Raw genomic sequence first — 26,170 nt, forward strand, 5'->3', positions numbered from 1 at the left:
GTTGGCACTGCTTGGCAAGCGGCGACCGGCACGCCAGCGTTCCGGTGTCTCAGGGCTGCACAAGCGACACACCGAAGCCCAGCGTCCGGCTGAGCCCGAAGCCGACGGCGAGGCAGTGAGCATAGAACGTCTGGCCCACGATGGCCGAGGCGTGGCTCGCAGCGCCGCTGGCAAGACGCTGTTCGTCGAAGGGGCGCTGCCGGGCGAGCGTGTCGAGGTGGCGGTGCACCGTACCCGCAAGCGCTTCGACGAAGCCCATATACGCACGCTGCTCGAGCCCGCGCCTGAGCGGGTCACGCCGCCTTGTATCCATTACGGCCAGTGCGGTGGCTGCGACATGCAGCATCTGGCGGTGGCGGCGCAGCGTCGCCACAAGGGCGATGTACTCACCGACCTTCTCGGCCGAGAGGGCATCGAGCTCGCTCACCCCGTTCGTCTGCTGGCGGGACAGCCCTCGGGTTACCGGCGCCGTGCGCGTCTGGGCGTCAAGGTGGACGCCCAGGGCGACGTGCATCTGGGCTTTCGTGCCCGGCATGCCAGCCGTCTGGTCGATATCCAGGCCTGCGAGGTGCTCGTTCCCGAGCTTGCGGCCCTGCTCTTGCCGCTTCGGGCTCAGTTGCGCGAGCTCGAGGCGCCGCGACTGGTGGGCCACCTGGAGCTGATCGCCGCCGACTCGGCCCGCGTGGTGGTGGTTCGCCAACTGCGCGAGAACCCTGCCGACCTGCAGCATTGGCGGGAGTTCGGCCAAGCCAATGACGTCGTCGTCGCGCGTCTGCTGGGGCGTGACGAGCCCACCCTCGAATGGCTGGGGGCGCCGGCATCGCTCAGCTACCGGCTGCCGCTCGACGAGGCCGAGCTGCGCTTGAGCTTCGCGCCGGGTGACTTCGTTCAGGTCAACGCAGAGATCAATCGTGGGATGGTGCGTACTGTGCGGGAGTGGCTGGCCCCCGCCAGCGGTCAGCGCGTGCTGGATCTGTTTGCCGGCATCGGCAACTTCAGCCTACCGTTGGCCGCCGACGGCGCCCGCGTCACGGCGGTGGAGGGCAATCCCGCCATGGTGGCTCGACTCGAAGCCAACGCGCGGGATAGTGCGCTCGAACTGGAGGCGCACCAGGCTAACTTGAACGATGAAGCCTCCGTGGCGGAGCTGCTGGCGCGCCTGGCGCCGGATATCGTGGTGCTGGACCCGCCCCGGGACGGAGCCGATGCGGTATGTCGCGCCTTGGCCGAACGCCCGGTGCCGAAGCTGGTCTACATTGCCTGTGACCCTGCCACGCTGGCGCGCGATGCGGCACGGCTCGTGCATGGCGGTTATGGCATCGTTCAGGCGATGGTAGCCGACATGTTCGTGCACACTTCGCACCTGGAGACCCTGCTCCTGCTCGAACATGGTGCAGGCCAGCCGTCATCGCAAGGAGTCTGACAAGATGGTAAAAGTCCGCGACGACCAGCCGCTGACCGACGATGGCGACGTCGATATCGGCCATTGGCTGGAGCGGCTGCAGGAAGACGTCAAGCTGCGCGATCCCGACGAGATGCGCGAGGCTTGCGAACTCACCAAACGTCTTGCCATGGAGGCGGACCGCCCCCACAAGGCCTGGCTGCCTCGCGACACCACCTATCGCATGGGCCTGGAGATGGCCGACATTCTGGCTCTGCTGAAGCTCGATCAAGCGGCGCTGGAGGCGGCGGTGCTCTATCGTGCCGTACGTGAAGGGCTGATCTCCATCGATGCCGTTGCCCGGCAGTTCGGCAAGGAGGTGGCCGAGCTGATTGCCGGTGTGCTGCAGATGGCCGCCATCAGCAACGCCCAGATTCCCAGTCAGGGCCTGGTGCAGCACGACCAGCAGGACAACCTGCGCAAGATGCTGGTAACCATGATCGACGACGTGCGCGTGGCATTGATCAAGATCGCCGAGCGGACCTGCGCCCTGCGTCAGGTCAAGGACGCTCCCCGCGAGAAGCGTCTGCAAGTGGCCCGCGAGGTGTTCGACATCTACGCGCCGCTGGCCCATCGCCTGGGCATCGGCCAGGTCAAGTGGGAGCTCGAGGATCTCTCGTTCCGTTATCTGCACGAGGACGACTACAAGGCGATTGCCCGCCAGCTGGCCGAGAAGCGCCTGGATCGCGACCGCTACATCCACGACGTGGTCGAAACCCTCAAGGGCATGCTGGAATCCCAGGGCATCACCGAGTACGAGGTCAACGGCCGCGCCAAGCACATCTATTCGATCTGGCGCAAGATGAAGCGCAAGCGCATCGACTTCTCCCAGGTCAATGACGTACGCGCCGTCCGTATCCTGGTGCCCGAGGTAACCGACTGCTATACCGTGCTGGGGCTGGTGCACTCACGCTGGCACCATGTCCCCAATGAGTTCGACGACTACATCGCCAACCCCAAGAAGAACGGCTACCAGTCGCTGCACACCGCCGTGCTGGGGCCCGAGAACAAGGTGCTGGAGATCCAGATCCGCACCTTCGCCATGCACGACGAGGCGGAGCTGGGCGTCTGCGCCCACTGGCGCTACAAGGGCCACGATACCGGCGGCAAGAGCTCCAGCTACGAGGAGAAGATCGCCTGGCTGCGTCAGGTGCTCGAGTGGCAGGACGAGGTGGGCGACTTCGGCGACCTGCGCGAAGGGCTCTCCAGCGATGTGGCACCGGATCGCATCTACGTCTTTACCCCGGACGGCCACGTCATCGACCTGCCGCGTGTCGCCACGCCCATCGACTTCGCCTACCGCGTGCATACCGAGGTCGGTCACCGCTGCCGTGGGGCCAAGATCGACGGGCGCATCGTGCCGCTCACCTACAAGCTCAAGACCGGCCAGCAGGTCGAGATCCTCACCGCCAGCAAGGGTGGGCCCAGTCGCGACTGGCTCAACCCTAGCCTCGGCTACGTGCGCACCTCGCGGGCTCGGGCCAAGATTCAGTCGTGGTTCAAGCACCAGGCCCGCGAGCAGAACGTGGAAGAGGGCAAGGCGCTGTTCGAGCGCGAGATGCGCCGCCTCGACGTGGAGGACATGGATCTAGAGACCCTGGCCAACAAGGTCAACTACACCACGCCCGAGGACATGTACGCCGCCCTGGGTGCGGGCGACCTGCGCATCGGCCAGGTGCTGCATCAGGCCCAGCAGCTGTTCGGTGAGACCGACGATCAGGAGCAGCTCGACCGTCTGCTGGCCAAGCCCAAGCGCGACCAGGCCAAGGGCGGCAGCAGCGACATCACCGTGCTCGGCGTGGGCAATCTCAAGACCAGCATGGCCAACTGCTGCCACCCGGTGCCCGGCGAGCCGATCGTCGGCTTCATCACCCAGGGCCGCGGCGTCACCGTGCATCGCCAGGACTGCCCCAACATCCTGCAGTTGCGCATCGACGAACCCCAGCGGGTCATCGAGGTGGAGTGGGGCCAGCGCGCGCGCACTCAGTACCCGGTGGACATCGAGATCCAGGCCTGGGACCGCTCCGGCCTGTTGCGCGACGTGACCGGCATCCTCAGCAACGAGAAGGTCAACGTGCTGTCGGTCAACACCCTGACCGACACCAGCGACGGCATTGCCCGCATGCGCATCACCGTGGAAGTCGATGGTCTGGAAACCCTGGGGCGGCTCTTCTCGCGCATCCAGCAGCTCTCCAACGTGATCGAGGTGCAGCGCCTGCGCACCGGGGCCAAGGGAATGAAGCGCAAGGGGAGCGGCGCATGAGCGAGAATCGCCACGGCATCGACGACCTGCTGACGCTGATGGCGGTGCTGCGCGACCCGGCGCAGGGCTGCCCGTGGGACCTCAAGCAGGACTGGCAGAGCATCGTGCCGCATACCCTGGAAGAAGCCTACGAGGTGGCCGATGCCATCGAGCGCTGTGCCTGGGACGAGCTGCCCGGCGAACTCGGCGACCTGCTGTTCCAGGTGGTGTATTACAGCCAGTTCGCCGATGAAGAGGGGCGCTTCGATTTTCACGACGTGGTGGATACCCTGACGGCCAAGATGATACGCCGTCATCCGCATGTGTTTCCCGACGGCACCCTGGCTTCGCGGCGGCCACCCGGCGTCAGCGCCGAGGAGGTCGAGACCCGGCAAGTCAACAGTCGCTGGGAATCGCTCAAGGCGGCGGAGCGCGCCGAGCGTGCCGATACCGAGGCCGGCGTGTCGGTGCTCGACGATGTGCCGCGTACGCTGCCGGCGCTGTCGCGTGCCGCCAAGCTTTCCAAACGCGCGGCCCGGGTCGGCTTCGACTGGCCCGACGCCACGGGGGTGATCGCCAAGATTCGCGAGGAGCTCGACGAGGTCGAGCAGGCCCTGGCCGAGGGTGATCGGCGCCATGCGGCGGAGGAAGTGGGTGACTTGCTGTTTGCCGTGACCAATCTGGCGCGCACCCTCAAAGCCGACCCCGAGCAGTGCCTGCGCGACACCAATGCCAAGTTCGAACGCCGCTTCCGCCACGTGGAGCGTGCCCTGGCCGAGCGTGGCATGACCACCCGCGACGTCGACCTGGCTACCATGGAGCGGCATTGGCAGGAGGCCAAGCGGCTCGAGCACAACCTTTCCCCGATATCTGCCGAACCACCAGAACCGTCTTCAGGAGGAGATCGACCATGAGCGGCGATCTGCACGAATCCCTACGCGACAACGTACGCATTCTCGGTGACAGCCTGGGCCGCACCATTGCCGACGACCTGGGCAAGGGCTTCGTCGACCGTATCGAGGCCATCCGCGGCCTGGCCAAGAGCGGCCGACAGGGTGATGTGCAGAGCAGCCGTGAGCTGATCGAATACCTGCGCAAGCTGCCGGACCGCGATCTGCTGCCGGTCACCCGCGCCTTCAACCAGTTCCTCAACCTGGCCAACATCGCCGAGCAGCACTACCGGGCACGCTTTCGCCGCGTGGAGGACTACAAGCCGGGCTCTCAGCCGGTACTCTCCGAGTTGCTGCAGCGGGCCCGCGGCGCCGGCCACACGCCGCGCAAGCTGGTCGAGAGCCTGGCCAGCATGCGTGTCGAGCTGGTGCTTACCGCCCACCCCACCGAGGTCATACGCCGCACCCTGATCCAGAAGTACGACGCCATTGACGACTGCCTTACCGTGATCGAATCGTCGCTGGACTATCCCGAGCGTGCCAGCCGCGCCCGTGGACGCCTCGAGGAGTTGATCAGCCAGGCCTGGCATACCGACGAGATTCGTCATGAGCGACCCACGCCGGTGGACGAGGCGAAGTGGGGCTTCGCGGTGATCGAGAACTCGCTATGGCAGGCGGTGCCGGCGTTCCATCGCGACCTCGACAGCCTGCTGCTGGAGTCCGCCGGTGAGCGCCTGCCGCTGGATGCCGCGCCGATCGTGTTCGCTTCATGGATGGGCGGCGACCGAGACGGCAACCCCAACGTGACCTCCAAAGTCACCCGGGAGGTGCTGCTGCTGGGGCGCTGGATGGCGGCCGATCTTTATCTGCGAGACCTCGAACAGCTCAAGGCCGAGCTGTCCATGTGGAAGTGCAACAGCGCGCTGCGGGCCGAGGTGGGCAACGTGGCCGAACCCTATCGCGAGCTGCTCAAGCGTCTGCTGCAGCGGGTCGAGGCCACCCGCGACTGGGCCAAGGCGCAGCTCGACGGGCGCAGCTACGAGGGTGGCGCGATCATCGAGAGCAGCGATCAGCTCTATGCACCGCTGCTCACCTGCTACCGCTCGCTGTGCGACGTGGGACTCGACACCATCGCCAATGGTGCACTGCTCGATACCCTGCGCCGAGTGGCGGTATTCGGCGTGACCCTGACCAAGCTCGACATTCGTCAGGAGGCGAGCCGGCACGCCATGGTCATGGAGGAACTGACCCAGACCCTCGGGCTCGGTCACTATCGCGAGTGGAGCGAGGAGCAACGCCAGGCCTTCCTGCTCGCCGAGCTGGAGTCGCGGCGCCCCCTGATTCCGCGCCGCTGGGAGTGCTCGCCAGAGACCCGCGAAGTGCTCGACACCTTCCTGGTCATCGCCAACGAGCAGTCCGAAGCGCTCGGTACCTACATCATCTCCATGGCCGGCCAACCCTCCGACGTGCTCACGGTCGCGCTGCTGATGAAGGAGGTGGGGGGCGTCGTCTCGCTGCCTATCGCGCCGCTGTTCGAGACCCTGGACGATCTCAACCGCTCCGGCGACGTAGTCGACCGCCTGCTGGCGTTGCCGGGCTACCGGGCGCTGGTCGGCGACCGTCAGGAAGTGATGATCGGCTATTCCGATTCGGCCAAGGACGCCGGCCAGCTGGCGGCTGCCTGGGCTCAGTATCGCGCCCAGGAGCGCCTGGTGGAGGTATGCCGCAGCCACGGTGTTGCGCTTACCCTGTTCCATGGCCGCGGCGGCGCCGTCGGCCGTGGCGGCGGTCCGGCCTATGCGGCAATTCTGTCGCAGCCGCCGGGCTCGGTGAACGGCAGCCTGCGGGTCACCGAGCAGGGCGAGATGATCCGCTTCAAGTTCGGCCAGCCTGACATTGCCCTGCGTTCCATGGAGATCTACGCCTGTGCTGTGCTCGAGGCGACGCTGCTGCCGCCGCCAGCGCCGGAGGCTCACTGGCGCGAGGAGATGGACCGCCTGGCCGAACTCGCCCATCAGGCCTATGTCGGCGTGGTGCGTGAGGACCCCGATTTCGTGCCTTACTTCCGCGCGGTGACGCCGGAGGGCGTGCTGGGACATCTGCCGCTGGGCTCACGCCCGACCAAGCGCCGTCAGGACGGCGGCGTCGAGACGCTGCGAGCGATTCCCTGGATCTTCGCCTGGACCCAGATCCGCCTGATGCTACCGGCCTGGCTGGGTAGCGGGGAGGCCTTCGGTACCCGTCTGGAAGAGGAGGGAGGGCTCGAGGTGCTGCGCGAGATGCGCGACCGTTGGCCCTTCTTCGGCACCTATCTCGACATGCTCGAGATGCTGCTGGCCAAGGCGGATGTGGGCATCGCTTCCTACTACGAGCAGCGTCTGGTCGACGAGCCTGCTCTCAAGGAACTGGGCGCTCAGCTGCGCGAACGCTTCACCCGGCTGCAGTCGGTGCTGCTGACCATCCTCGACCAGCCGCAACTGCTGGAGCAGACGCCGCTGATCCGTCAGGCCATCGAGGTACGCAACCCGTACATCGATCCGTTGCACGGCCTTCAGGCGGAGCTGCTGCAGCGTAACCGCGATGCCGACGGAGCCATCAGCGGTGAGCTCTCGCGTGCCCTGATGGTCACCATGGCGGGCATCGCCGCGGGCCTGCGCAACACGGGCTAACAGTCACTGCGCTTGGCCATGCTTTGTCGAGGCCATTCTTTGTCGAAAAGCAGCTTCATGACGATCGCCCCGGCTTAACCGGGGCGATCGTGCTATGCGGGTAGCGAAAGAGAGGCTCAGCGGGGCTGCTTGACGGTGCGCAGATAGGGCTTGATGGTGGTGAACCCCTCGGGGTACTTCTTCCTGGCCTCCTCGTCGCTAACCGAGGGCGGAATGATCACGTCGTCGCCGGGACGCCAGTTCACCGGCGTGGCCACGGTGTGCTTGGCATTGAGCTGCACCGAGTCGAGCAGGCGCATCACTTCGTTGAAGTCGCGGCCCGAGGTCATCGGGTAGATCAGCATCGCCTTGATCTTCTTGTCCGGCCCGATAATGAACACCGCGCGCACCGTGGCGTTGTCGGCCGGCGTGCGGCCTTCGGCGCTGCCCGGCTCCTCGGCGGGGAGCATGTCGTAGAGCTTGGCCACTTCAAGCTTGTCGTCGCCGATCATGGGGTAATTGGGAGCGGTGCCCTGGGTTTCCTCGATGTCCTTGGCCCAAGCGGCATGATTGTCGACCGGATCCACCGAGAGGCCGACGATCTTGGTATTGCGCTTGTCGAACTCGGGCTTGAGCTTGGCCATGAAGCCCAGCTCCGTAGTACAGACCGGGGTGAAGTCCTTGGGATGCGAGAACAGAATGCACCAGCTGTCGCCGATCCACTCATGGAAATTCAAGGTGCCCTGGGTGGTTTGCGCCGTGAAGTCGGGCGCGGTGTCGCCGATTCTGAGACTCATCGTCGTGCTCCAGGATCATGGGTTCGAGATAGGCGTCGCATGGCCCCATGCGGACGCTGCTTGAATATAGGACACACATGGAAGAAGCGCAGGTGATGAGTACAGGGGGCGACACTCAGGCAAAGAGCTAGCCTGAGGAGGCAGAGGCATGTGCGCTCAGAAGGCGTATGGAGGTTAGAAGGCGTAGTGCAGCGAGGCGGTGATGAGATTTAGGTGCGCCATGTTAGGAGCGTCGATCTCTTCGATCTCGAGCCTGCTGACCAAGCGATTGTGCTGCAGCCGGGCGCCGAAGCCTTGAATTCTTGCGGTACCCGTGGTCGCCGTATAAAGCGATTCGCTCTGTGTTACCGGATCGCCTTCCCATTCGGCGAAGCCGGACTTGGCGTAGAGGCCCAGTTGCCCCAGTCGCACGCCTGCCACCAGACTGCCGCCCAGGGTCGTGGTATTGACCAGCAGGGACTGGTCGGCGAGGCGGGTGGGAACTTCGTCGCTTTCGCGATAGGTGATTTCAGCTCCCAGGTCGAGCCGCGGGAGGTTGGTCGGCGAGAAGCCCGCTGTCACCCGAAAGCCGGAGGTGTAGCCATCCGGCGAGTGCAGGTCGCTGCCCTCCAGCACGACACCGTTGTCGAGGTACATCAGGTCGCTGGTCTTGCCGGCGTATGCGGGTGTGCTCAACGGAGCATGGGACAGGGCGGCGAGGAGATCGAAGGAGGCATGGGAGTAGGCCAGAGGCTCGTCCGCAACGGACATACCGTTATCCGCTATTGCCGACAGTGGCAACAGCGTCAGGCAGGCGGCCATGGCCACGGCACCTCTGAAACACGCCTTCATGTTTTCAGATCCATTTCCCTGTGCAGTGAATCAGTGGTGATACCTCAGGCTCGATCGCATCAGGCTTACTTCGCAAGATCATGCGGCATGCCTTCGGGGATCCCCATAAAAGCCTAGCAGTATGCCATTAGTCTCGCCAGGCCGGGCTTCAACGCAGCGTAACCGAGACGCTTGCCAGGTAGCCGTCGAGATCCTCGAGACAAGGCGTATCGAGGCCATGCTCGTGGGCGGCAGCGAGCAGCGGCCCGAGTATGGCGTCGCGTTCGGTCGGTCTGCCTGCGAGCACGTCCTGCAGCATCGAGGCGCGATTGTTGGCGGTGCCCTCGATCACCTGCCATACCATTGCGTGCCACCCACCCGGGGGTGGAGATGCGCCTACTTTCGCCATGACCGCGGCCACCTCGTCGACGACACGCTCCACCATGGGGCGAAACGGCCGGTCGCGCAGCTGACCGTTGCGGACACGGTAGCGTGCCACCAGGGGGTTGATCGCTGCATTGATCGCCAGCTTGTGCCAGAGCCGCGTCTCGATGTCCGTCACCGCCTCGGCGGCCAGGCCCGCGCGATTCAGCGTGGCGGCGAGCTGACGGCCGCATTCGGTATGGCGGCCGGTCAGATCGCCGAGGTAGGTGATGCCGCGTCCGGCATGGGTCACGCCCTCGTCGCCGGTCAGCCAGGCACCCTCGGTGGTGGAGGCGCACAGCACGGGCCCCGGGTGGCGGCGCTGAAGTTCGGGCTGGACCTGATAGCCGTTCTGCCACAACACCAGAATCGGGGTGCCGGTGAGCCGGGCCATGGCGCTCTCATAAGCCGCCTGGGCGTCGTAGGCCTTGGTGGTCAGGTGCAGATACGCCGGCGCCAGCGGCGGCAGCTCCGCCAGGGTGGTCATGTCCAGCGGCACGGGGCGCCGCATGCCTTCCGGCGTGACGAGCATCTGCGTCGCGGGCAGGGCCCGCCGTCCGGCAACTGTGACCGGCGCCACGCCCGCCAGGTGCAGGGCCACGAGCCGGCCCAGGGCGCCGGGGCCGACGACCAGGTGAGTTTGCTCGTTCATGGTGCGCCTCATTGATGGAATACGGCAGCATACCGATGGCTTGCCGAGTCATGCCAGCCCGACGTGTCAGGCACGGCTAAGCCTTGGTGCGTGGCTTGCGTTGCCCTCGTGTCGACGCCGCTCGGCTACGCCGCGGCTTGCCGGACGATTTGCGTCGGTGGCTACGCGAGCCGGTCGCTGCCTCGCCCTGGGCCGCGGCCATGGCCTGGCGCAGCCGCTGCGAGTCGGCCTTGCTCAGCAGGCCGCGCAGGTCTTCGACGAGAGCGCTGAGGAAGGGGGCCGGGTCGTCGTCGCGTTCGGCAATCGCCGTCAGGCGCTGCTCCCACAGCGCCGTGCGCTCGGGACGGCTCGCGGCCTCGGGCAGGGAAGCGATCAGACCACTGCCCAGGCGAGTGGCGCGCAGCGCCTTGTTCTGGCGTACCAGATAGCCGCGTTCGATCAGCGTCTCGATGATCCCGGCGCGGGTCGCTTCGGTGCCCAGGCCGTCGTGCTCGCGCAGGGTGCGCTTGACCTCGGGGTCATCGACGTAGCGGGCAATGTTCATCATCGCCTTGATCAGACTGGCATCGGTGAAGGGCTCCGGCGGGCGAGTCTCACGATCTTCCACTGCGCTTGCCGTGACCCGACAGCTTTCCCCCTCGCTGAGGGGCGGCAGCGGCGGGGCTTCGTCGCGGGTGGTGAAGAGCGGCTTCCAGCCCGGCTGCAGCAGCTCCTGCCCGCTGGCGCGGAAGCGCTCGCCCAGAATGGTGAATTCCGCCTTCACCTCGCGAGCGATCAGCGGCGGGTAGAACTGGGCCAGCACGTTGCGGGCGATCAGACGGAACACGTCGGCCTCGGCACGCTCCAGGCGTGCGAGCTCGGCCGCTTTGCCGGTCGGCGCCAGGGCGTGGTGGGCGCCGACCTTCCTGTCGTCCCAGGCCTTGGAGCGCAGCGTGAAATCGGCACCGACGAGCCAGCCGCGCAGCGTCTCGTCCTGGGCGCAGGCGCCGGTCAAGGTGGCGCGCGCCTGGGCCAGGTGCTCTTCGGGCAGGTAGCGACAGTCCGAACGTGGATAGGTGATCAGCTTGTGGCGTTCGTAGAGCCGCTGGCAGATATCCAGTACCGCCTGGGCGGAGAGCCCGAAACGCCGTGCGGCGTCCACCTGCAGTGCCGAGAGCGAGTAGGGCAGCGGGGCGGCCTGGCATTTCTGGCGACTCTCGAGCGACGTCAGGCGCCCCTCGGCGCCTGGCAGACGTGCTGCCAGCGCCTCGGCCGGGGGGCGCTCTAGCAGGCGGCCCTGCTCGTCGAGACACTGCTGCTCGCCGGGCTGCCACCAGGCGCGCAGGCTGCCGTTGGCGACCGCGAGATCGGCCCACAGCACGTAAAAGGGGTAGGGCCTGAAGTCGCGGATCTCGGCATCACGGCGTACCACCAGGCCAAGCACCGGGGTCTGCACGCGGCCCACCGAGAGCACGCCGTCGTGGCCGGCCTGGCGGCCGGTCAGGGTCCAGGCGCGGGTCAGGTTGATGCCGTACAGCCAGTCGGCCCGAGAGCGTGATTCGGCGGCGCGATAGAGCGGCTGATAGCGGGCGTTGTCCTCCAGGCGGGACAAGGCGCGCTGTACCGCAGGCCGGTTGAGGTCGTTGACCAGCAGACGCGCCACCGGCCCCTTCCAGCCCAGGTATTCGATCACTTCCTGCACCAGCAGCTGGCCTTCGCGGTCCGGATCGCCGGCATGTACCACCTCGCGGGCCTGCTTGAGCAGCTTGCGAATTACGGCGAGCTGGCTTCTGGCCTTGGCGCGCGGTGCTAGCTTCCACCTGGCCGGCAGGATTGGCAGATGGTCCAGCCGCCACTGCTTGTAGGCGCTATCGTAGGCATCGGGCGGTGCCTGCTCCAGCAGGTGGCCCAGGCACCAGGTGACGACGGTATCGTTGCCGCGCAGGGCACCGTCCTCACGCTTAGTGTCGCCCGGCAGGGCGTCGGCGATGGCTCGGGCGAGGCTGGGTTTCTCGGCAATGATCAGGCGCATGAAAGACTCGGACTCGGGAGTTCGTTTATGGATATTCTTACAGTAACCCGACGGCAAGACCAGATGTCGTGCGCCAAAAAGCTGTACAGTTCCTGTATCGTGGTTCGGCAGCAAAGGCCAGGAGAGCATCCACATGCGTGAGCGAGGAAGGACGAGGCGGCTTTTCGGTCTCGGTGCGCGTACCGGCGGCGCCTTTCTGCGCAGTCGTCTGGGGGGCGAAGCCGACTGGCGTGCCCTGGGCGAGGCGCTGTTCGACGGTCTCTCCGAGCTCAAGGGGCCGGCCATGAAGCTGGCCCAGATCGTGGCCCAGTGGGACGACCTGCTGCCACCGGATCTCGCCGAGGAGCTGGCCCGGCTGCAGCGCCAGGCCGAGCCGATGCCCTGGGAGGGCATTCGCCGCACCCTGGAGGCGCAGTACGGTGACCTGGAGCGTCACTTCCGCGAGGTCGAGACACGGCCTTTTGCCAGTGCTTCGATGGGGCAGGTGCATCGCGCAGTCACCCATGCCGGCGAGACTCTGGTGCTCAAGGTGCAGTACCCGGGACTGTCCGAGATCCTGGAAGGCGATCTGGCCCAGCTGCGACGCATCTTGCGGCTGGGGCGCTGGCTGAAGGTGCCCCAGGTACGCCTGGATGCGCTGTTCGAGGAGCTTGCCGCCAGTCTGCGCGGCGAGCTCGACTACCATGCCGAGGCTGATGCGCTGGCACGCTATCGTCAGCGCTATGCCCATCTTGATGGATTGCTCATCCCCGAGCCGCTGCCCGACCTTTCCGGGCCGCGGGTACTGGCCATGCGTTACGTGGCCGGCACGCCGCTGCGCGAGCTGGAGAAGGCCGATGATGCGATCTGCCAGCGCGTAGCCGCAACGCTTGCCGATTGGCTCACCGAAGAGCTGTTCACCCATGGTGAACTGCATGCCGACCCGCATGCCGGCAACTTTGCCGTGACCGCCGATGGCCGGCTGGTGATCTACGACCTGGGAGCGGTGATCCCGGTACCGGAAGCGCATCTCCGCGCCATGATGCAACTGCTCGATGCCACCCTGGCCGGCGACCCCATGGCGATGGACGATGCCCTGCGCCGGCTGGGTGGACGCCAGGGGCAGGGGGCGCCGCTGGCGCTGTATCGTGAATCCGCTGAGGCCGTGGCGCCGCTGTTCGAGCCTGGCCCTCAGGACTTTTCGGATGTCAGAGTGCATCGCCGCTTGCGCGATCTCACGCCTAAGGTGTGGGCGGCCATGGATCGCCTGCAGCCGCCTGCCGACGTGCTGCTGCTCTCGCGCACCTTGAACGGGCACTACTGGAACCTGGTGCGCCTGGGAGCCCGCCTGGACATGCACGCCCGCACCCGGCCGCTGCTGGAATGGGCGCGCCGTTGAGATCCGGGATCGGGACCCGGGACGGTTGCGAGCGCTTCTTGCGCACAACACCGAGTCACGCTTCCCTGTTACTATATGCGCCATTTTGAACTGGCGGAGAGAGTGAATGCTGGCAGTATGGGTCGAGCAGCTGCTGGGTTTTGCTTCGGGTGCCTTGGCAGCCATCCGAGAGGAAGAGCGCTATCCGGCGTTCATGGCCTGGGCGCGCGAGGAGGGCGCCGAACTAATGGGCGGCGATCTGGCCATGGCCCAGGCCATGGCGCCCATCCTGTGGAGCCAGACCCCGCTGGAGCGCGCTGGTTTTACCTGTGAGCCGCTGGCACGTCCGGGGCGCAACGAACCCTGCTGGTGCGACTCCGGGCGCAAGACCAAGCACTGCTGCGGAGCCGTCGCGATGCCGGCCGAAGTGCCGGATCACCTGATGTGGATGCTCTCGCTGCGCGACTGGAAGGGACCCACCCTCAAGGCGGCTTTGGAGAGCGGCCACGCACCCGCCCAGGCACTGCTGGAAGCGGGACTGATCGCCGCCGAGACCGGCCAGCGCGGTCGCGCCCAACAGATCCTCGAATCACTGTTCCAGCGCGCCGACTGGTCGCGTCTGCCGGCTCAGGCCGAGCCGGCCTTCGAGCTGCTGATCGACCTCTACCAGGAGCGCGGTTTTACGCGCAAGCGGGCCGAGCTGCTCGATGAAGTGCTCGACCGCGGCCCGCTGTTCCTGCGCGGGGTGGCGCTGGAGCGCCTGTGTCTCATGCACCTCGACAGCGACGATCTGGACAGCGCCCGCGCCGCCTTCGTGCGCGCCCAGCAGGCGCTGCCCGATTCGCCGACCCTGGCCTACATCGAAGCCATGCTGCTGCTGCACGAAGGGCACGAGGAGGAAGCCGCCGAACGGGCTCGCTTCTGGTTCCGGCGCCTGGCGCGCAAGGGCGATCTGGAGCCCGAACAGCTGCAGTTCCTGGCCGATCTGGCGGAGAACCCGGGCGCTACCCTGGCCGATCAGTTGCTCAACGCCGAAGAGGACCTGGCGGAGCCGCTGGCTTCGCTGCAGGCCCTGCTGGCGGAGCTGCCTCCGGCTCCTGGGCTGAGCATTGGCAAGACCGAGAACGGAGAACTGGAATATCACAGCAGCGCTCGCGAAGACACCCTGTTCGCTGCCTGGCAGAAGCACTTTCAGGTCGACGTGGACGACGACAGCGCCCTGGGACTCAAGGGTGACCCCTGGCTGCAGGCCGGCGACTGGCTGCGTGAACTCTGCGCGCATCCGGAGTGGCTCGATTCGCCGCGAGTGGTGCAGTCGCTCACCCTGGCCCTGACCAGCCGCTTCGGCAGCCTGCCGTGGATGTCGCCCAGCCTGTTCGAACCGCTTTCCGACCGTCTCGAGCGTTGGCTCGAGCGCATTCGCGGCGAGGGCGAGGGACCGTTTCTGTGGGACAGCGCCGACAACGCCGTGCTGCTGCGCACCGGGCTGGCGCTGGTGGTCGGCATGGAGCGGGGGGCTCGCGAGCGTTCCCGGCGGCTGGCCGAGCGGCTATTGACGCTCGACGACCAGGACAGCCTGGGCTTGCAGGAACTGGTGCTGGATCAACTGCTGCGGGAAGGGCGCGACCGTGAAGCGTTGAGCGTGACCGAGACCCAGCGCGACGATACGCCGGTGCTGGGCATTCTCCTGGGGAGGGCGCTGGCTCTGTTTCGATTGCAGCGCATCGACGAGGCCAACGAGGCGCTGCGCGACGTGCATCGCCACAATCCCCACGCGCTGCCGATGCTCTGTGCCGAGCAGACCCGTCCGGTTCAGATGGGCCCGGACAACGTCGCCGAGCCCGGCAGTCGCGCCGAGGCGTGGCAGTACCGCACGCTGATGCGCGACCAGTGGCGCGCCACGGCGGGGGCGCTGGACTGGCTGCAGAGTCAGATCGACGACTGAAACTCCCGTCAGGCGACCCGTGGTGCCGGTGGCGGTACCAGATCCTTGTCGCGGCTGATCCAGATCGCCAAGGCAATGGCGGGCAGTCCCAGCGCGGTGGCGATGACGAAAAAGGTGGCGTAGCCCTCGGCAGCCACTACCAGCCCACCGAAGCCACTCAGGAACTTGCCCGGCAGCGTCATCAACGACGAGAACAGCGCGTATTGGGTCGCGGTGTAGGCACGTGAGGTCAGGCTCGACAGGAAGGCGATGAACACCGCACTGGCCAGGCCATTGGCCAGGTTGTCGCCGACGATGGCCATCACCAGCATCGGCAGGCTCTGGCCGGCCAGCGCCAGAGCGGCGAACAGCAGATTGGTCAGGGTGGCCGCCGCCGCGCCCAGCACCAGGATCGGCCCGATGCCGTAGCGCGCTACCAGCAGTCCGCCGAGAATGCCGCCGCTGATGCTCATGGCAATGCCGAACACGTTGGTGACGTTGGCGATGGTCGCCAGCGAGAAGCCCAGGTCGATATAGAGCGGATTCGCCATCGATGCCATGGCCAGGTCGCTGATGCGGAATACGGCCACGAACACCAGCAGCCACAGCGCCTTGAGGCGATGACGGGAAATGAAATCGGTGAACGGGCATATCACCGCGCCGATCAGCCACGCGCCCAGGCGGCGCAGCGCTCGCGGCTTGCCGCGGCTGGCCCGGATGAAGGCCCGCACCTTGGGCTCGTGGATCAACTGGGTGGTGAGCGACAGCCGCTTGGGCTCCGGGCGCAGCAACACCGTGATCACACCCACGCCGACCAGCAGGGCCATGGTCAGGTAGGCTGCCTGCCAGGAGAGCCAAGAGGCGACGTAGAGGGCGCCGGCGCCGGCGGCCAGCAGGCCGCCGCGATAGCCGATGATGTAAGTGGAAGCCATGGCTGCCTGGATGTCATCCGGCGCCGACTCAATGCGAAAGGCGTCGATGGCGATGTCCTGGGTCGCCGAGCCGAAGGCGACCAGCAGAGCGAAGGCGGCCACCAGGGCCAGGTTCTGCTGTGGGTCGAGGCTCGACAGGCCGACGAGCCCGCCGGCGATCATGGCCTGGGCCAGCAGCATCCAGCCGCGGCGCTGGCCGAAGGTGCGGGTCAACACCGGCAAGGCCAGACGGTCGACGATGGGCGCCCAGAAGAACTTGATCGAGTAGAGCATGCCGATCCAGGAGAAGAAGCCGATGGCGGCCACCTGGATACCATCGCTGCGCAGCCATGCGGAAAGGGTGGAAAAGACCAGCAGGAACGGCAGCCCGGCCGAGAAACCCAGAAACAGCATGGTGATCACGGGTGCGCGAAGGTAGATGGCCAGGGCGGCACCCCAACTGCGCTGAGCGGTAGGGATTGTCATGCGTGGCGATACTCCTCGATGTAACGATGGCCAGGGGGCGGCCCGGGGCCGTTAACGATGATAGAATGACCCGCCGTTCGGCGGAGGGGACGGTCCAGGAGGACCCATCGTCCGGCCGCTCGATTGTTGCAGAGCACCGGCATCGATACCAGCAGGTAATTCCGATCAGGAGGCCTTCATGAGCCATAGCGAACGTCAGCCGATCGATGACATGGACGATAACCTGCCGCGGTGGTACGTCGTTCAGTGCAAGGGCGGAGAATCCTTCCGTGCCGCACAGCATCTGGCCAACCAGGGCTATGAACTGTTCCACCCAATTCTGCAGGTGCAGAAGAAACGCGGCGGCAAGCTGGTGTGGCTGGATGAGCCGCTGTTCCCTCATTACCTTTTCATTCGCCTCGATCGCATTGCCAGCAACTGGCGGCCGATTCGCTCGACCCGCGGCGTGCTGCGGGTCGTCAACTTCGGCAACCATCCGCTTCCGGTCGACGATGAGCTCATCGAGATGCTGCGCGAGCAGGGTTCCCAGAGCCTGGAGAGTGCCGTCAACGTCTATTTCCGTGCCGGCGAGAAGGTGGAGATCACCGAAGGGCCGTTCAAGGATCTGCAGGCAGTCTTTGCCAGTCACAAGGGAGATGAGCGGGCCATCGTGCTGCTCAGTCTGCTCAACCGGCAGCAGCAACTGGAGATGCCCGTGGCCAGCTTGCGACCGGGTAGCTGAGCCGGCTGCCGGTCTTTACCCCGACACTACCCATCAACGCTCACAGAGCCCAGGAGATCGCCATGAACATCGCCCCGCAGCGGGTCGTGACCCTTCATTACGTGCTGAGCGATGCCCAGGGCCAGATTCTCGACGACTCGAGGGCACGTGCCAGGCCCCTCGAGTATCTGCACGGCCACGACAACATCATGGCCGGCCTCGAGCGCGAACTGGCGGGCCACGAACCCGGCGACAGGCTGAACGTGACGCTGCCGCCGCAGGACGCCTACGGTGAGCGCAACGAGGAGCTGGTACAGTCATTCGGTCGCAGTGCCTTTCCCGAGCTGGAACTGACGCCGGGCATGCGCTTCCAGACGCCGGGCGACGACGGCCCTCAGATCGTCACCGTGCTCGAAGTCAGTGACAACGAGGTACTGGTCGATACCAACCACCCGCTGGCCGGCCAGACGCTCAGCTACGAGCTGGAAGTGCTGAGCGTGCGCGAGGCGAATCGCGCCGAGCTGGCCAAGGGGCACCCGCTGCCCGACGATGTGATGCCCTCTCAAGTAGAAGATCGCAAGCTTTCCTAGGGCCGAACTCGCACGAATCTCCCTGAAAAACTGACCTGCATCAATTCGTCGATCGCCACTCGCCATGGCCGAGGCGAAATTTGATGCAGGTCAGTTTTCCGCTGCCTTCAACGGGCTAGAGTGAACTCATCGCATCGAGTGACGGGGAGAAAACGACATGTACTGGGATGACGCCGTAATTTTCGGACTGGTAACCGTCGCGATGATGATCGCATTCATGGCAGGTTGGATCGGCTTCGTGATTCGCGACCATCGTCGCAAGCGCAAGCACTGAATCAGCCTGTAAGCAAGTCGTCAGGGGAGGGGGGAGTTTTCCCCCCAGTAGCCGGCCCAATTGGGCCGGCATTTTTTCGTGTTAGACTCCAGCGAAACGATACGCCGATGGCGTGATCGATTCCAGCAAGAAAAAGAACGAGGGGTCTTGATCATGTTCCAGTCTGGACGCGACGTTTACGGCCGTGCCCTGGGAGTGCTGCTCGGAGCGCTGTTGCTGTCTCCGGTCGTACAGGCCAATCCCGATTCGCTGCTCCTACACGACGGTGAGAGGGAAATCGAGCTCTCCGTCGAATCCTTGCGGGAGCAGGCCGACGTCGAGTTTCGTTTCTTCGAGCCTTATCTGGCCGAAGAGGTCAGCATCCGTGGGCTGGTCTTCCGCGACCTTCTCGTCGAACACTTCGGCCAGGTGCCACCTCAGTTGCATTTCGAGGCCTGGGACGATTACGACGTGACGCTGTCGGACTGGGACGATCCGAACTGGATTCTCGTCACCCATCAGGATGATGAACCGATCAGCCTTCGTCAGCGTGGCCCAGTGCGCCTGGTCGAGCGTGACTACGGCAACCGTGATCCAGCCAATCTGCGTAATTTCAACGACTGGGTGTGGATGATCCGCAGCATCGAGGCGGTATGGTAGAACCGGGGCTTCCCTGGTGGCGACACGTTCGCTGGCTGTGGCTCAGCCTGATGAGCTTTGTTGCGCTCATGCTGCTGATCGCTTACCAGAGCCGGTGGGTCTACCCGGAGATCCATGCCTATTTCAGCCAGTCTGGCAATCTCACCGGCCAGCAACTGGCCACACGTGCTCGCGATTACCTGCAGCAGGGACTCGACCTTTTGCTGCAGGGGCCGGACGATGCCGACATTCGTCAGCAGGCCCATTTCCAGATCAAGCTTGCCTACAGTCTGTTCGATATCGGTCTTTATCGGCGTGAATACGACTGCACTGCGCCGAGTCTCGATGCCATCGACGAGTTGCTCGTGCGCCTGGAGGATAACCAACCTGTCACGGCCCCGAACCTGAGAGAGAGCATACTCGCGCCGATGCGCTGTCTCACCCGAATCGAAATGCACCAGTTGGACCGGCGCAGTGCCGTCACAGCAGTATTTGTCGAAAAGACGCGTCGTCACCAGGGGCAGGTGCTGGCCGGTAGTCTGGTGATCTTCGTGCTCGGGCTGGGCTTTTGGCTGATGCATGAGCTGCAGCGCCGTCGTGCAGCCCGGTCGGCAAAAGAAAGCCTCGAGTGGATGAGTCGAGCCCTGCGAGACCCGCTCACCGGTGTGGGCAACCGCAGTGCCCTGCACGATGACGTCGTGGCCAAGCATGGGCGGCCGATGGGGCTACTGCTCGTCGACATCGATTATTTCAAGCAGTACAACGATAGCCTTGGCCATCCCGATGGCGATCGCCTGCTGCGCCGCCTGGTCGAATTGATCCAGCAGGCCATGGGAAAGGGAACACAGCTCTACCGACTCGGGGGCGACGAATTTGCCGTACTGTTCGCGTGCGACGATGATCAGTCGCTGGATGTCAGCTGCCGCAATCTCGTCGAGTCATTGCGTGCCGCTGCCTTGCCCCATCCGTCACACCCTCATGCCACTCATGTGACGTTCAGCGTCGGGGCGGCACGCTTCAATGCAGACCATGCTGGGTACGAGAGAGGTTATGCCGCCGCTGACGTGGCGCTATACAAGGTCAAGGAGCAAGGACGCGACGGCTGGCAAGTGGCTGCATTGGACAACCGTGAGTTGGCCGGCTAGTGCGATTCCACCGCTGGCCGCTCATCTGTGGTGGGAGCGGTGCCGCGGCTCGGAGTATTACGGCTCAGCGTGCAAGCCACCAGTTGTCGCGCCAGGCGCGCATTACCCGCTCGGGATACCAGGTCTGGCCCAGGCTGCCGTTGTAGCGGGCCAGGGCGCGGGTGAGGTCGCCGCGTTCCACGGCGAGATAGTGGGCAAGAATGGTGCAGCCGTAGCGCAGGTTCAGCCACGGGTCCATCAGGTCGTCGGCGGAGCGGCCCAGCTCGCGAATCCAGAATGGCATGATCTGCATCAGCCCGACGGCGCCGGCCGAGGAGACGGCTTCCGGCTGAAAGGCACTCTCCACCTGGATGACGGCCAGCACGATTTCCGGTGCCAGGCCGGCCAGGCGTGCTTCGTGGTAGATGCGGGTGAGCATTTCGCCACGCAGCGCCTCGTCGGGGACGAAGCGTGCGAGCTTGGGTTCCATCTGGCTCATCCAGCGACGTGCCGCCCACACCTGATCCGGCGAGGGCGGCACGGCAACCAGGGTGTCGAGAGTCTGGCGCAGCGAGGGCGGAATGTCGGGCTCCACTCGCACGCGCTGGGCAGGTGGTCTCAGCAAGGCCGCGGGCAGGGTGTCAGCCGAGCGCGTTGACTCGCTACCGCCTGCGCTGAGCCGCTCTTCACCCGTCAACGGCGGGGCGAAAAGGCCGGCCGCGGCCAGCAGGACCGCGGCGGCCAGGCGTCGGTCAGGCGCCGATCTGCTCGCGCAGGAATTCGACGATGCCATCGGCCGGGACCATGGTCGCTTCACTATCACGCCGCCCCTTGTACTCGAGCTCGCCATTGTCCAGCCCGCGATCGCCGACCACCAGACGGTGGGGAATGCCGATCAGCTCCTGGTCGGCGAACTTCACTCCGGGACGCAGGTCCCGGTCGTCCAGCAGCACGTCGATGCCGGCTGACGTCAGCGCTTCGTAGAGCCGCTCGGACTCTTCACGCACGCGCTGTGACTTGTGGGCGTTCATGGGCACCAGGGCCACCTGGAAGGGGGCGATGGCATTGGGCCAGATGATGCCGGCCGAGTCGTGGTTCTGCTCGATGGCGGCTGCCACCACGCGGGTCACGCCGATGCCGTAGCAGCCCATCCAGGTGTGGGCCGCCTTGCCGTTGTCGTCGAGCACCGTGGCGTTCATCGCCTCGGAGTACTTCTTGCCCAGTTGGAACACGTGGCCGACTTCGATGCCGCGCTTGATCGAGAGCGTGCCCTTGCCATCCGGCGAGGGATCACCCTCGACCACGTTGCGGATGTCGGCCACCTTGGGCAGCGCCACGTCGCGCTCCCAGTTGATGCCGAAGTAGTGCTTGCCGTCGACGTTGGCACCGGCGCCGAAGTCGCTCATCAGGGCCACGCTGCGGTCGATGATGACCGGCATGTTCAGGTTCACCGGGCCCAGCGAGCCGGGGCCGGCGCCCACCAAGGCGCGAATCTCTTCCTCCGTGGCCATGGTCAGTGGCTCGGCCACTTCGGGCAGGTTCTCGGCCTTGATCTCGTTTAGCTCGTGATCGCCGCGCACCAGCAGAGCGATCAGGCCACCCTCGGCGGCGCGTACCATCAGGGTCTTGATGGTCTTCTCGATGGGCAGGCCGTGCTGCTCCACCAAAGCGGCGATGGTCTTGGCATTGGGCGTGTCGACCAGGCGCAGTTCCTCGCTCGGCGCGGGGCGCTCGGGGTTGGTGCCCAGCGGGGCGGGCAGTGCCTCGGCCTTCTCGATGTTGGCGGCGTAGTCCGATTCGGTGGAGAACGCGATGTCGTCTTCGCCTGAGTCGGCCAGCACGTGGAATTCGTGGGAGTTTTCGCCGCCGATGGCGCCGGTGTCGGCCAACACCGGGCGAAAGTCCAGACCCAGGCGGGTGAAGATGCGCGTGTACGCATCGTACATCGCCTGGTAGGTCTCTCTGAGAGAGCGTTCATCCAAGTGGAAGGAGTAGGCGTCCTTCATGATGAACTCGCGCGAGCGCATCACGCCGAAGCGCGGGCGGATCTCGTCGCGGAACTTGGTCTGGATCTGGTAGAAGTTGGCCGGCAGCTGCTTGTAGCTGGAGAGCTCGCGGCGCATCAGGTCGGTGATCACCTCCTCGTGGGTAGGGCCGACGCAGTAGTCGCGCTCATGGCGGTCCTTCAGGCGCAGCAGCTCGGGGCCGTACTGTTCCCAACGGCCCGACTCCTGCCACAGCTCGGCGGGCTGCACCGCCGGCATCAGCACCTCCTGGGCGCCGGCGCGGTCCATTTCCTCACGCACGATGCGTTCCACCTTGCGTAGGGTGCGCAGGCCAATTGGCAGCCAGGTGTACAGGCCCGAGGTCAGGCGGCGGATCATGCCGGCACGCAGCATCAGCTGGTGGCTGATGACCTCGGCGTCGGCAGGCGTTTCCTTGAGGGTGGCAATCAACAGTTGGGTGGCGCGCATGGGTCCGGCGTTTCCTTCAGCGTGGGCTGACATGAGTCGAGATGCCGCGGGGAGCGGCGTTCGGGGCATTGTAAGGCCAACGGAGAACGGCGGCAAAAGCGTTGCTCAACCTGGCATGGCTGCTCGGGGCTTATCCGTCGACAGGGCTCACCCCAACGACTTCAGCCAGAACACCATTGGCTTGTCGGTCTCCGTCGGCTCGCCGATGTCTTTCCAGCGGAAGGTGGTGGCGAGCTCCGGGTGGCGCTCGTAGCCCTGAGAGCGCCAGAAGCCGTGCAGGGGGACATAGCCTGCCGGTTTCAGCGGGTGATCGTCAGGGCGCTCCACGGCGCAGAAGGCGACGGTGGTAAACCCACGCTCGGTGGCGTGACGCTCGCGCTTGGCGAGAAAGGCCTTGCCGATGCCGCGGCCGCGATAGCTCGGTAGCAGCACCGACTCGCCGTAGTAGAACACGCTGTTCACATCGAAGCCGGCCTGCTCGAAGGGGGCGCGAAACTCCGCCACGTCCTGGGCCAGCGGCATGCCCGTGGCGGCCCCCACCAGAGCATCGCCATCCTCGGCCAGCACGAACAGGCTGTCGGGACACTCGGCGTAACGGCGCAGGTAGTCGGCCTCGTAGTCGAAGCTACCGTCATAGAGATAGGGAAAATCGCGGAACACGGTGATGCGCAAATGAGCCAGCTCCTCCAGCCGTGGCTCGATGGCGCTGCCCTGGCAGGTATGTAGTCCGATCTCGCTCATGTGAGCCTCCGTGAAAGATCTAAACGCTCGTATCAGACGTGGTTGTGGTAATCTCCCGCCATTCTCCATGGCGGCGCCCAGGGCGGCAATCGCCCTCGACGCCGGTAACCCGACTTCTGCGGAGCATCCCTTCCATGAGGATCCTGATCCGTCGTGCCCTGACCGGCCTGGTGCTTGGCGTTTCCATCACCGCCCTGGTGGGCTGCGGCACCGTCTTCCACCCCGAGCGCAAAGGCCAGATGAGCGGGCGTATCGACCCAGTGGTCGCCATCGCCAACGGCGTGGGCCTGCTGTTCTTCATCGTACCCGGTGTGATCGCCTATGCTGTGGATTTCTCCAACGGCACCATCTACCTTCCCGGCACCCACGACACGGCCAGCGTCGATACCCTGATCATGGACGAAAACATGGACGTGCCGACCCTCGAGAAACTGCTTTCCGAGAAGACCGGCAAGCGGGTCCGTCTCGACAGCGAGCTGCTGCGGGTCGAAGAGGTGGAAAGCCTCGACGAGGCCCTGGCGCTGGTGCGCATGGCCGGAGTGAACGACAAGGAACGGTTGGCGACCATGTAGGCGGTGTGATCGCTTGCGTCTCGGCTGCCGCCATCACCTCCCTTCGAAACGCTTGAGCTCCAGGGGACGGTAGCGTTCCAGCAGTGCCCAGAGGATGGCGGCGGTTTCCGCATCCGGCGTGCCGCGATAGTCGCTGGGGCGGAAGCGCATCTGGAAGGCCCGCAGCACGGCGCGAGTTTCACGGTCCAGTTCGCCAGTCTCTTTCAGCGGATAGCCCCATACCCTTAGCGCCTCCTGGAAGACGCTCAGCGCCGGCGGCTGCGCCTCGAAGCGCGCCTGCCAGCTCGCTACCGCATCGTCTTCTGGCCATACTCCGATACCCGCTTCGTACAGTTCGCGCCAGGGGAATCGCGGGCCGGGGTCGATCTTGCGGGTGGGCGAGATGTCGGAGTGGGCCACCACGTTGGTGGGGTGGATGCCGTGGCGTTCGATGATGTCCCGCGACAGCGCGATCAGCGCGTCGATCTGGGCGTCGGGATAGGGTGCCCATTGGATATCCACCGACGCGTCCGGGTTCTGTTCCAGCAGGCGTTCCACCTCGGTATAGGGGCGGTCGGGCCCGAGATTGACGATCTCGATGCCGATGGAGGTGTCGTTGATGTTGGTGCGCCCCCGCCAGGCGCTGGCGCCGGCGTGCCAGGCACGGCGATTCTCGTCGACCAACTGATAGACCAGCGGCATGCCGCGGTGGTCTCGCGGCGGCAGCGGCAGAACGTAATGGGCGCTGACATGGGGGCCGGTGAGCACGGCCAGCGACTCGGCCTCGTCGATATCGGTGTAGTGCATGACCAGGTGGCGCACCCGACTGTTGTGCGAGGGAGCCACCCAGGAGTGATCCACCGCATAGCCGCTGCGCCGCTCCAGCTGTTCCGGTGCAGCGCAGCCGGCCAGCCACGCGCCGGCCAGAGCGATAATGAGACTGGCGGTCCAACGTATCGGCATGTTCAGCCTCCTTGAACCGCTAGCCGTATCAGCAAACCGAGCACCATGGCAGTCGAGACGCTGAGCAGGGTGCCCATCAGCACGTATTCGGTCAGCTTGCGATCCTGGGCGCCGCGCAGCTCACCGAAGCGCAGCACCGACTTGGCTGCCAGCAGGAAGCCGATGGCGGTCAACTGGTCGAGCAGCACCAGGGTCAGCACCAGTACGCGCTCGGCCATGCCGATACGTGCGCCGGCGGCAATGAGTGTGCCGGGATTGTCGATCTGGGCGCTCCAGCGCTGTATCACCAAGGCGATGACGATCGACAGCGGGCGGGTGACGAGCACGTAGGCGACGGCGGTGCCGAGCACCCGCGGCGTGAACAGCCAGTGCCAGAACGCCACCAGCGGTTGCCAGTGGCCCAGCCAGACCAGCCATACGCCCACCAGCACCAGCAGATGCAGCAACTGGTCGAGCATGAACCAGCGCAGCCGCATGGGTGACAGATAGGCCTTGCCGAGGTCGATCACGGCATGGCTCACGGCAATCGCTGCCGCGCCACTCAGCACCATGTTCCAGGAAGCGCCAGTGGCTTGAGTCAGTGTGGCCGCGCTCAGTACCGCCAGGGCCAGAGCGCCGTGCAATGCCGCGTGCAGATAGAGCTGGGCGGAGCGCACCTTGTGCATGTAACGCGCCTCGACCCAGCGACTGGGCTGCAGGGCGAAGTCACCGAGCAGATGGACCAGCACAAGCCCCAGCAGCAGCGAGATATCGGCGTTCATCGTGGGTCGTCCTTGAATCGTTGGCCGAGGTAGCGCAGGTAGTCGTCGAGCAGTGCCCAGCGTGCGGCCCGCAGCCGCTTGTGTACGCTGGGCTGGCTGATGCCGAGCCGCTTGGCCAGCGCCTGCTGGGATTCCTCGTGCCACAGGCTCAGGTAGACGGCCTCGGCAGCGTAGCGCGACCAGCCGTCGATCAGATCGTCGACGAAGCGGGTCAGCAGCGCCAGGCAATCGCTTCGGGGCTCCTCGACCAGGCTGAGCGCCAGGTGAGCCGTGCCTTCGCTCATGGTATCCAGGGTCTGGCCGGAGCGCACGAATACCTCGCCGCTGGCTTCGGTTACCCGCTGCCCGGGCTGCCAGGGATCCCGGCCGATGGCGACGGCAATGCGCGCATCCCAGCGCTGGCGCTCCTCCGAATGGCGAATCAGAGCCGCACGCAGCAGCACCGCGGCGGGTAGGGCGGCCGCCGGGTCGGGCAGGGCGATCTGGAAGCCGTCGCCACGATAGCGCTCGCTCTGCCCGCCGTAGCGCGCGGTGATCGCCTCGATGGCGGTATCGAGTGCCTGGAAGAGCCGCTGGGGATCGCTGGCCTTGCGGGAGTCGACCAGATCGCCCGTGAGAACGGCAATGCGCTGCGCCATAGGCTTGCTCTACGCGTCGGTGATGTCCTGATAATAGCCCCTAAAGGCTATTTTTCAACATAATAACCAAAAAGGGCTATAGCGAGTCCATTCGCCATTGTCGTTTGCCCAGGCCGGCCGAGCAGGGCGGCCAGCCATACGAAA

Annotated in this window: 23 protein-coding genes; 12 read left to right on the forward strand and 11 right to left on the reverse strand. The window is 65.6% G+C overall.

Annotated features, from left to right (window positions below; all coding sequences use genetic code 11):
- Position 1: 1 nt before the first annotated feature.
- From HOP53_RS01625 to ppc, 4 genes are read left to right on the forward strand one after another with little or no spacing between them, the layout of a single operon-like run.
- Complete coding sequence (locus HOP53_RS01625) at positions 2-1,423, forward strand: TRAM domain-containing protein (protein ID WP_234268393.1); 1,422 nt, start codon at positions 2-4, stop codon at positions 1,421-1,423.
- Between the two features lie 4 nt (positions 1,424-1,427).
- Positions 1,428-3,704: a GTP diphosphokinase gene (gene relA / locus HOP53_RS01630; protein WP_234268394.1), complete on the forward strand. Its 2,277-nt coding sequence runs from the start codon at positions 1,428-1,430 to the stop codon at positions 3,702-3,704.
- Complete coding sequence (mazG, locus tag HOP53_RS01635) at positions 3,701-4,597, forward strand: nucleoside triphosphate pyrophosphohydrolase (RefSeq protein WP_234268395.1); 897 nt, start codon at positions 3,701-3,703, stop codon at positions 4,595-4,597. Before relA ends, mazG begins: the two co-directional genes overlap by 4 nt.
- Complete coding sequence (gene ppc / locus HOP53_RS01640; protein WP_234268396.1) at positions 4,594-7,242, forward strand: phosphoenolpyruvate carboxylase; 2,649 nt, start codon at positions 4,594-4,596, stop codon at positions 7,240-7,242. Before mazG ends, ppc begins: the two co-directional genes overlap by 4 nt.
- A gap of 116 nt (positions 7,243-7,358) precedes the next feature.
- Here ppc and HOP53_RS01645 read toward each other — a convergent pair whose 3' ends face one another.
- The 4 genes from HOP53_RS01645 to HOP53_RS01660 all read right to left on the reverse strand — a co-directional run bounded on the left by HOP53_RS01645 (position 7,359) and on the right by HOP53_RS01660 (position 11,914).
- Positions 7,359-8,018 (reverse strand): peroxiredoxin, encoded by a 660-nt coding sequence (locus HOP53_RS01645; RefSeq protein WP_234268397.1) that lies wholly within the window; start codon positions 8,016-8,018, stop codon positions 7,359-7,361.
- A gap of 174 nt (positions 8,019-8,192) precedes the next feature.
- Positions 8,193-8,849, reverse strand: coding sequence for a hypothetical protein (locus HOP53_RS01650; RefSeq protein ID WP_234268398.1), 657 nt, complete (start codon positions 8,847-8,849; stop codon positions 8,193-8,195).
- A gap of 148 nt (positions 8,850-8,997) precedes the next feature.
- Positions 8,998-9,903, reverse strand: coding sequence for a ketopantoate reductase family protein (locus HOP53_RS01655; protein WP_234268399.1), 906 nt, complete (start codon positions 9,901-9,903; stop codon positions 8,998-9,000).
- A 76-nt stretch (positions 9,904-9,979) separates the two neighbouring features.
- On the reverse strand, positions 9,980-11,914 hold the full coding sequence (locus tag HOP53_RS01660; protein ID WP_234268400.1) for a DNA topoisomerase III: 1,935 nt from the start codon (positions 11,912-11,914) through the stop codon (positions 9,980-9,982).
- A gap of 133 nt (positions 11,915-12,047) precedes the next feature.
- On the opposite strand from HOP53_RS01660, the gene HOP53_RS01665 reads away from it, so the two are divergent.
- Together HOP53_RS01665 and HOP53_RS01670 are read left to right on the forward strand one after the other, a co-directional pair.
- Positions 12,048-13,292 carry an ABC1 kinase family protein gene (locus tag HOP53_RS01665; protein ID WP_234268401.1) on the forward strand — a complete coding sequence of 415 codons (1,245 nt, stop codon included), beginning with the start codon at positions 12,048-12,050 and terminating at the stop codon, positions 13,290-13,292.
- Between the two features lie 106 nt (positions 13,293-13,398).
- Positions 13,399-15,216, forward strand: coding sequence for an SEC-C domain-containing protein (locus tag HOP53_RS01670; protein ID WP_234268402.1), 1,818 nt, complete (start codon positions 13,399-13,401; stop codon positions 15,214-15,216).
- Between the two features lie 8 nt (positions 15,217-15,224).
- On the opposite strand, the gene HOP53_RS01675 is transcribed toward HOP53_RS01670, so the two are convergent.
- A complete protein-coding gene (locus tag HOP53_RS01675) occupies positions 15,225-16,592 on the reverse strand; it encodes an AmpG family muropeptide MFS transporter (RefSeq protein ID WP_234268403.1) in 1,368 nt (455 codons plus the stop codon).
- A 178-nt stretch (positions 16,593-16,770) separates the two neighbouring features.
- Here HOP53_RS01675 and rfaH point away from each other — a divergent pair, with 178 nt between their 5' ends.
- The 5 genes from rfaH to HOP53_RS01695 all read left to right on the forward strand — a co-directional run bounded on the left by rfaH (position 16,771) and on the right by HOP53_RS01695 (position 19,919).
- Positions 16,771-17,313, forward strand: a complete 543-nt coding sequence (rfaH, locus tag HOP53_RS01680; RefSeq protein WP_234268404.1) for a transcription/translation regulatory transformer protein RfaH — start codon at positions 16,771-16,773, stop codon at positions 17,311-17,313.
- 62 nt (positions 17,314-17,375) lie between these two features.
- Entirely contained in the window at positions 17,376-17,882 is a 507-nt protein-coding gene (locus HOP53_RS01685) for an FKBP-type peptidyl-prolyl cis-trans isomerase (RefSeq protein WP_234268405.1), read from the forward strand.
- 157 nt (positions 17,883-18,039) lie between these two features.
- On the forward strand, positions 18,040-18,156 hold the full coding sequence (gene ccoM, locus HOP53_RS21615) for a cytochrome c oxidase subunit CcoM (RefSeq protein WP_276574612.1): 117 nt from the start codon (positions 18,040-18,042) through the stop codon (positions 18,154-18,156).
- Positions 18,157-18,309: 153 nt separating this feature from the next.
- On the forward strand, positions 18,310-18,795 hold the full coding sequence (locus tag HOP53_RS01690; RefSeq protein ID WP_234268406.1) for a hypothetical protein: 486 nt from the start codon (positions 18,310-18,312) through the stop codon (positions 18,793-18,795).
- Entirely contained in the window at positions 18,762-19,919 is a 1,158-nt protein-coding gene (locus tag HOP53_RS01695) for a GGDEF domain-containing protein (RefSeq protein ID WP_234268407.1), read from the forward strand. Before HOP53_RS01690 ends, HOP53_RS01695 begins: the two co-directional genes overlap by 34 nt.
- Before the next feature lie 64 nt (positions 19,920-19,983).
- Here the strand turns inward: HOP53_RS01695 and HOP53_RS01700 are convergent, their stop codons facing one another.
- The 3 genes from HOP53_RS01700 to HOP53_RS01710 form a co-directional block, all read right to left on the reverse strand.
- The gene (locus HOP53_RS01700; RefSeq protein WP_338073283.1) at positions 19,984-20,691 is read right to left on the reverse strand and encodes a lytic transglycosylase domain-containing protein; all 708 of its coding nucleotides are present in this window, start codon (positions 20,689-20,691) and stop codon (positions 19,984-19,986) included.
- Entirely contained in the window at positions 20,651-22,372 is a 1,722-nt protein-coding gene (locus tag HOP53_RS01705; protein WP_234268408.1) for a proline--tRNA ligase, read from the reverse strand. Before HOP53_RS01705 ends, HOP53_RS01700 begins: the two co-directional genes overlap by 41 nt.
- 147 nt (positions 22,373-22,519) lie before the next feature.
- Positions 22,520-23,113 carry a GNAT family N-acetyltransferase gene (locus tag HOP53_RS01710; RefSeq protein ID WP_234268409.1) on the reverse strand — a complete coding sequence of 198 codons (594 nt, stop codon included), beginning with the start codon at positions 23,111-23,113 and terminating at the stop codon, positions 22,520-22,522.
- A gap of 134 nt (positions 23,114-23,247) precedes the next feature.
- Here HOP53_RS01710 and HOP53_RS01715 point away from each other — a divergent pair, with 134 nt between their 5' ends.
- Positions 23,248-23,685: a hypothetical protein gene (locus tag HOP53_RS01715; protein ID WP_234268410.1), complete on the forward strand. Its 438-nt coding sequence runs from the start codon at positions 23,248-23,250 to the stop codon at positions 23,683-23,685.
- Positions 23,686-23,718: 33 nt separating this feature from the next.
- Here HOP53_RS01715 and HOP53_RS01720 read toward each other — a convergent pair whose 3' ends face one another.
- Genes HOP53_RS01720 through HOP53_RS01730 form a run of 3 tightly spaced genes read right to left on the reverse strand, consistent with a single transcriptional unit; the run spans position 23,719 to position 26,026 of the window.
- The gene (locus HOP53_RS01720) at positions 23,719-24,627 is read right to left on the reverse strand and encodes a peptidoglycan recognition protein family protein (protein WP_234268411.1); all 909 of its coding nucleotides are present in this window, start codon (positions 24,625-24,627) and stop codon (positions 23,719-23,721) included.
- A gap of 2 nt (positions 24,628-24,629) precedes the next feature.
- Positions 24,630-25,388, reverse strand: coding sequence for a DUF3307 domain-containing protein (locus tag HOP53_RS01725; protein WP_086510290.1), 759 nt, complete (start codon positions 25,386-25,388; stop codon positions 24,630-24,632).
- Positions 25,385-26,026 (reverse strand): helix-turn-helix domain-containing protein, encoded by a 642-nt coding sequence (locus HOP53_RS01730; protein ID WP_234268412.1) that lies wholly within the window; start codon positions 26,024-26,026, stop codon positions 25,385-25,387. Before HOP53_RS01730 ends, HOP53_RS01725 begins: the two co-directional genes overlap by 4 nt.
- Between the last annotated feature and the right edge of the window lie 144 nt (positions 26,027-26,170).

Origin of the sequence: Billgrantia ethanolica, assembly GCF_021404305.1 — a bacterium.
In the GTDB taxonomy this organism is placed as follows: Bacteria; Pseudomonadota; Gammaproteobacteria; order Pseudomonadales; family Halomonadaceae; genus Halomonas; species Halomonas ethanolica.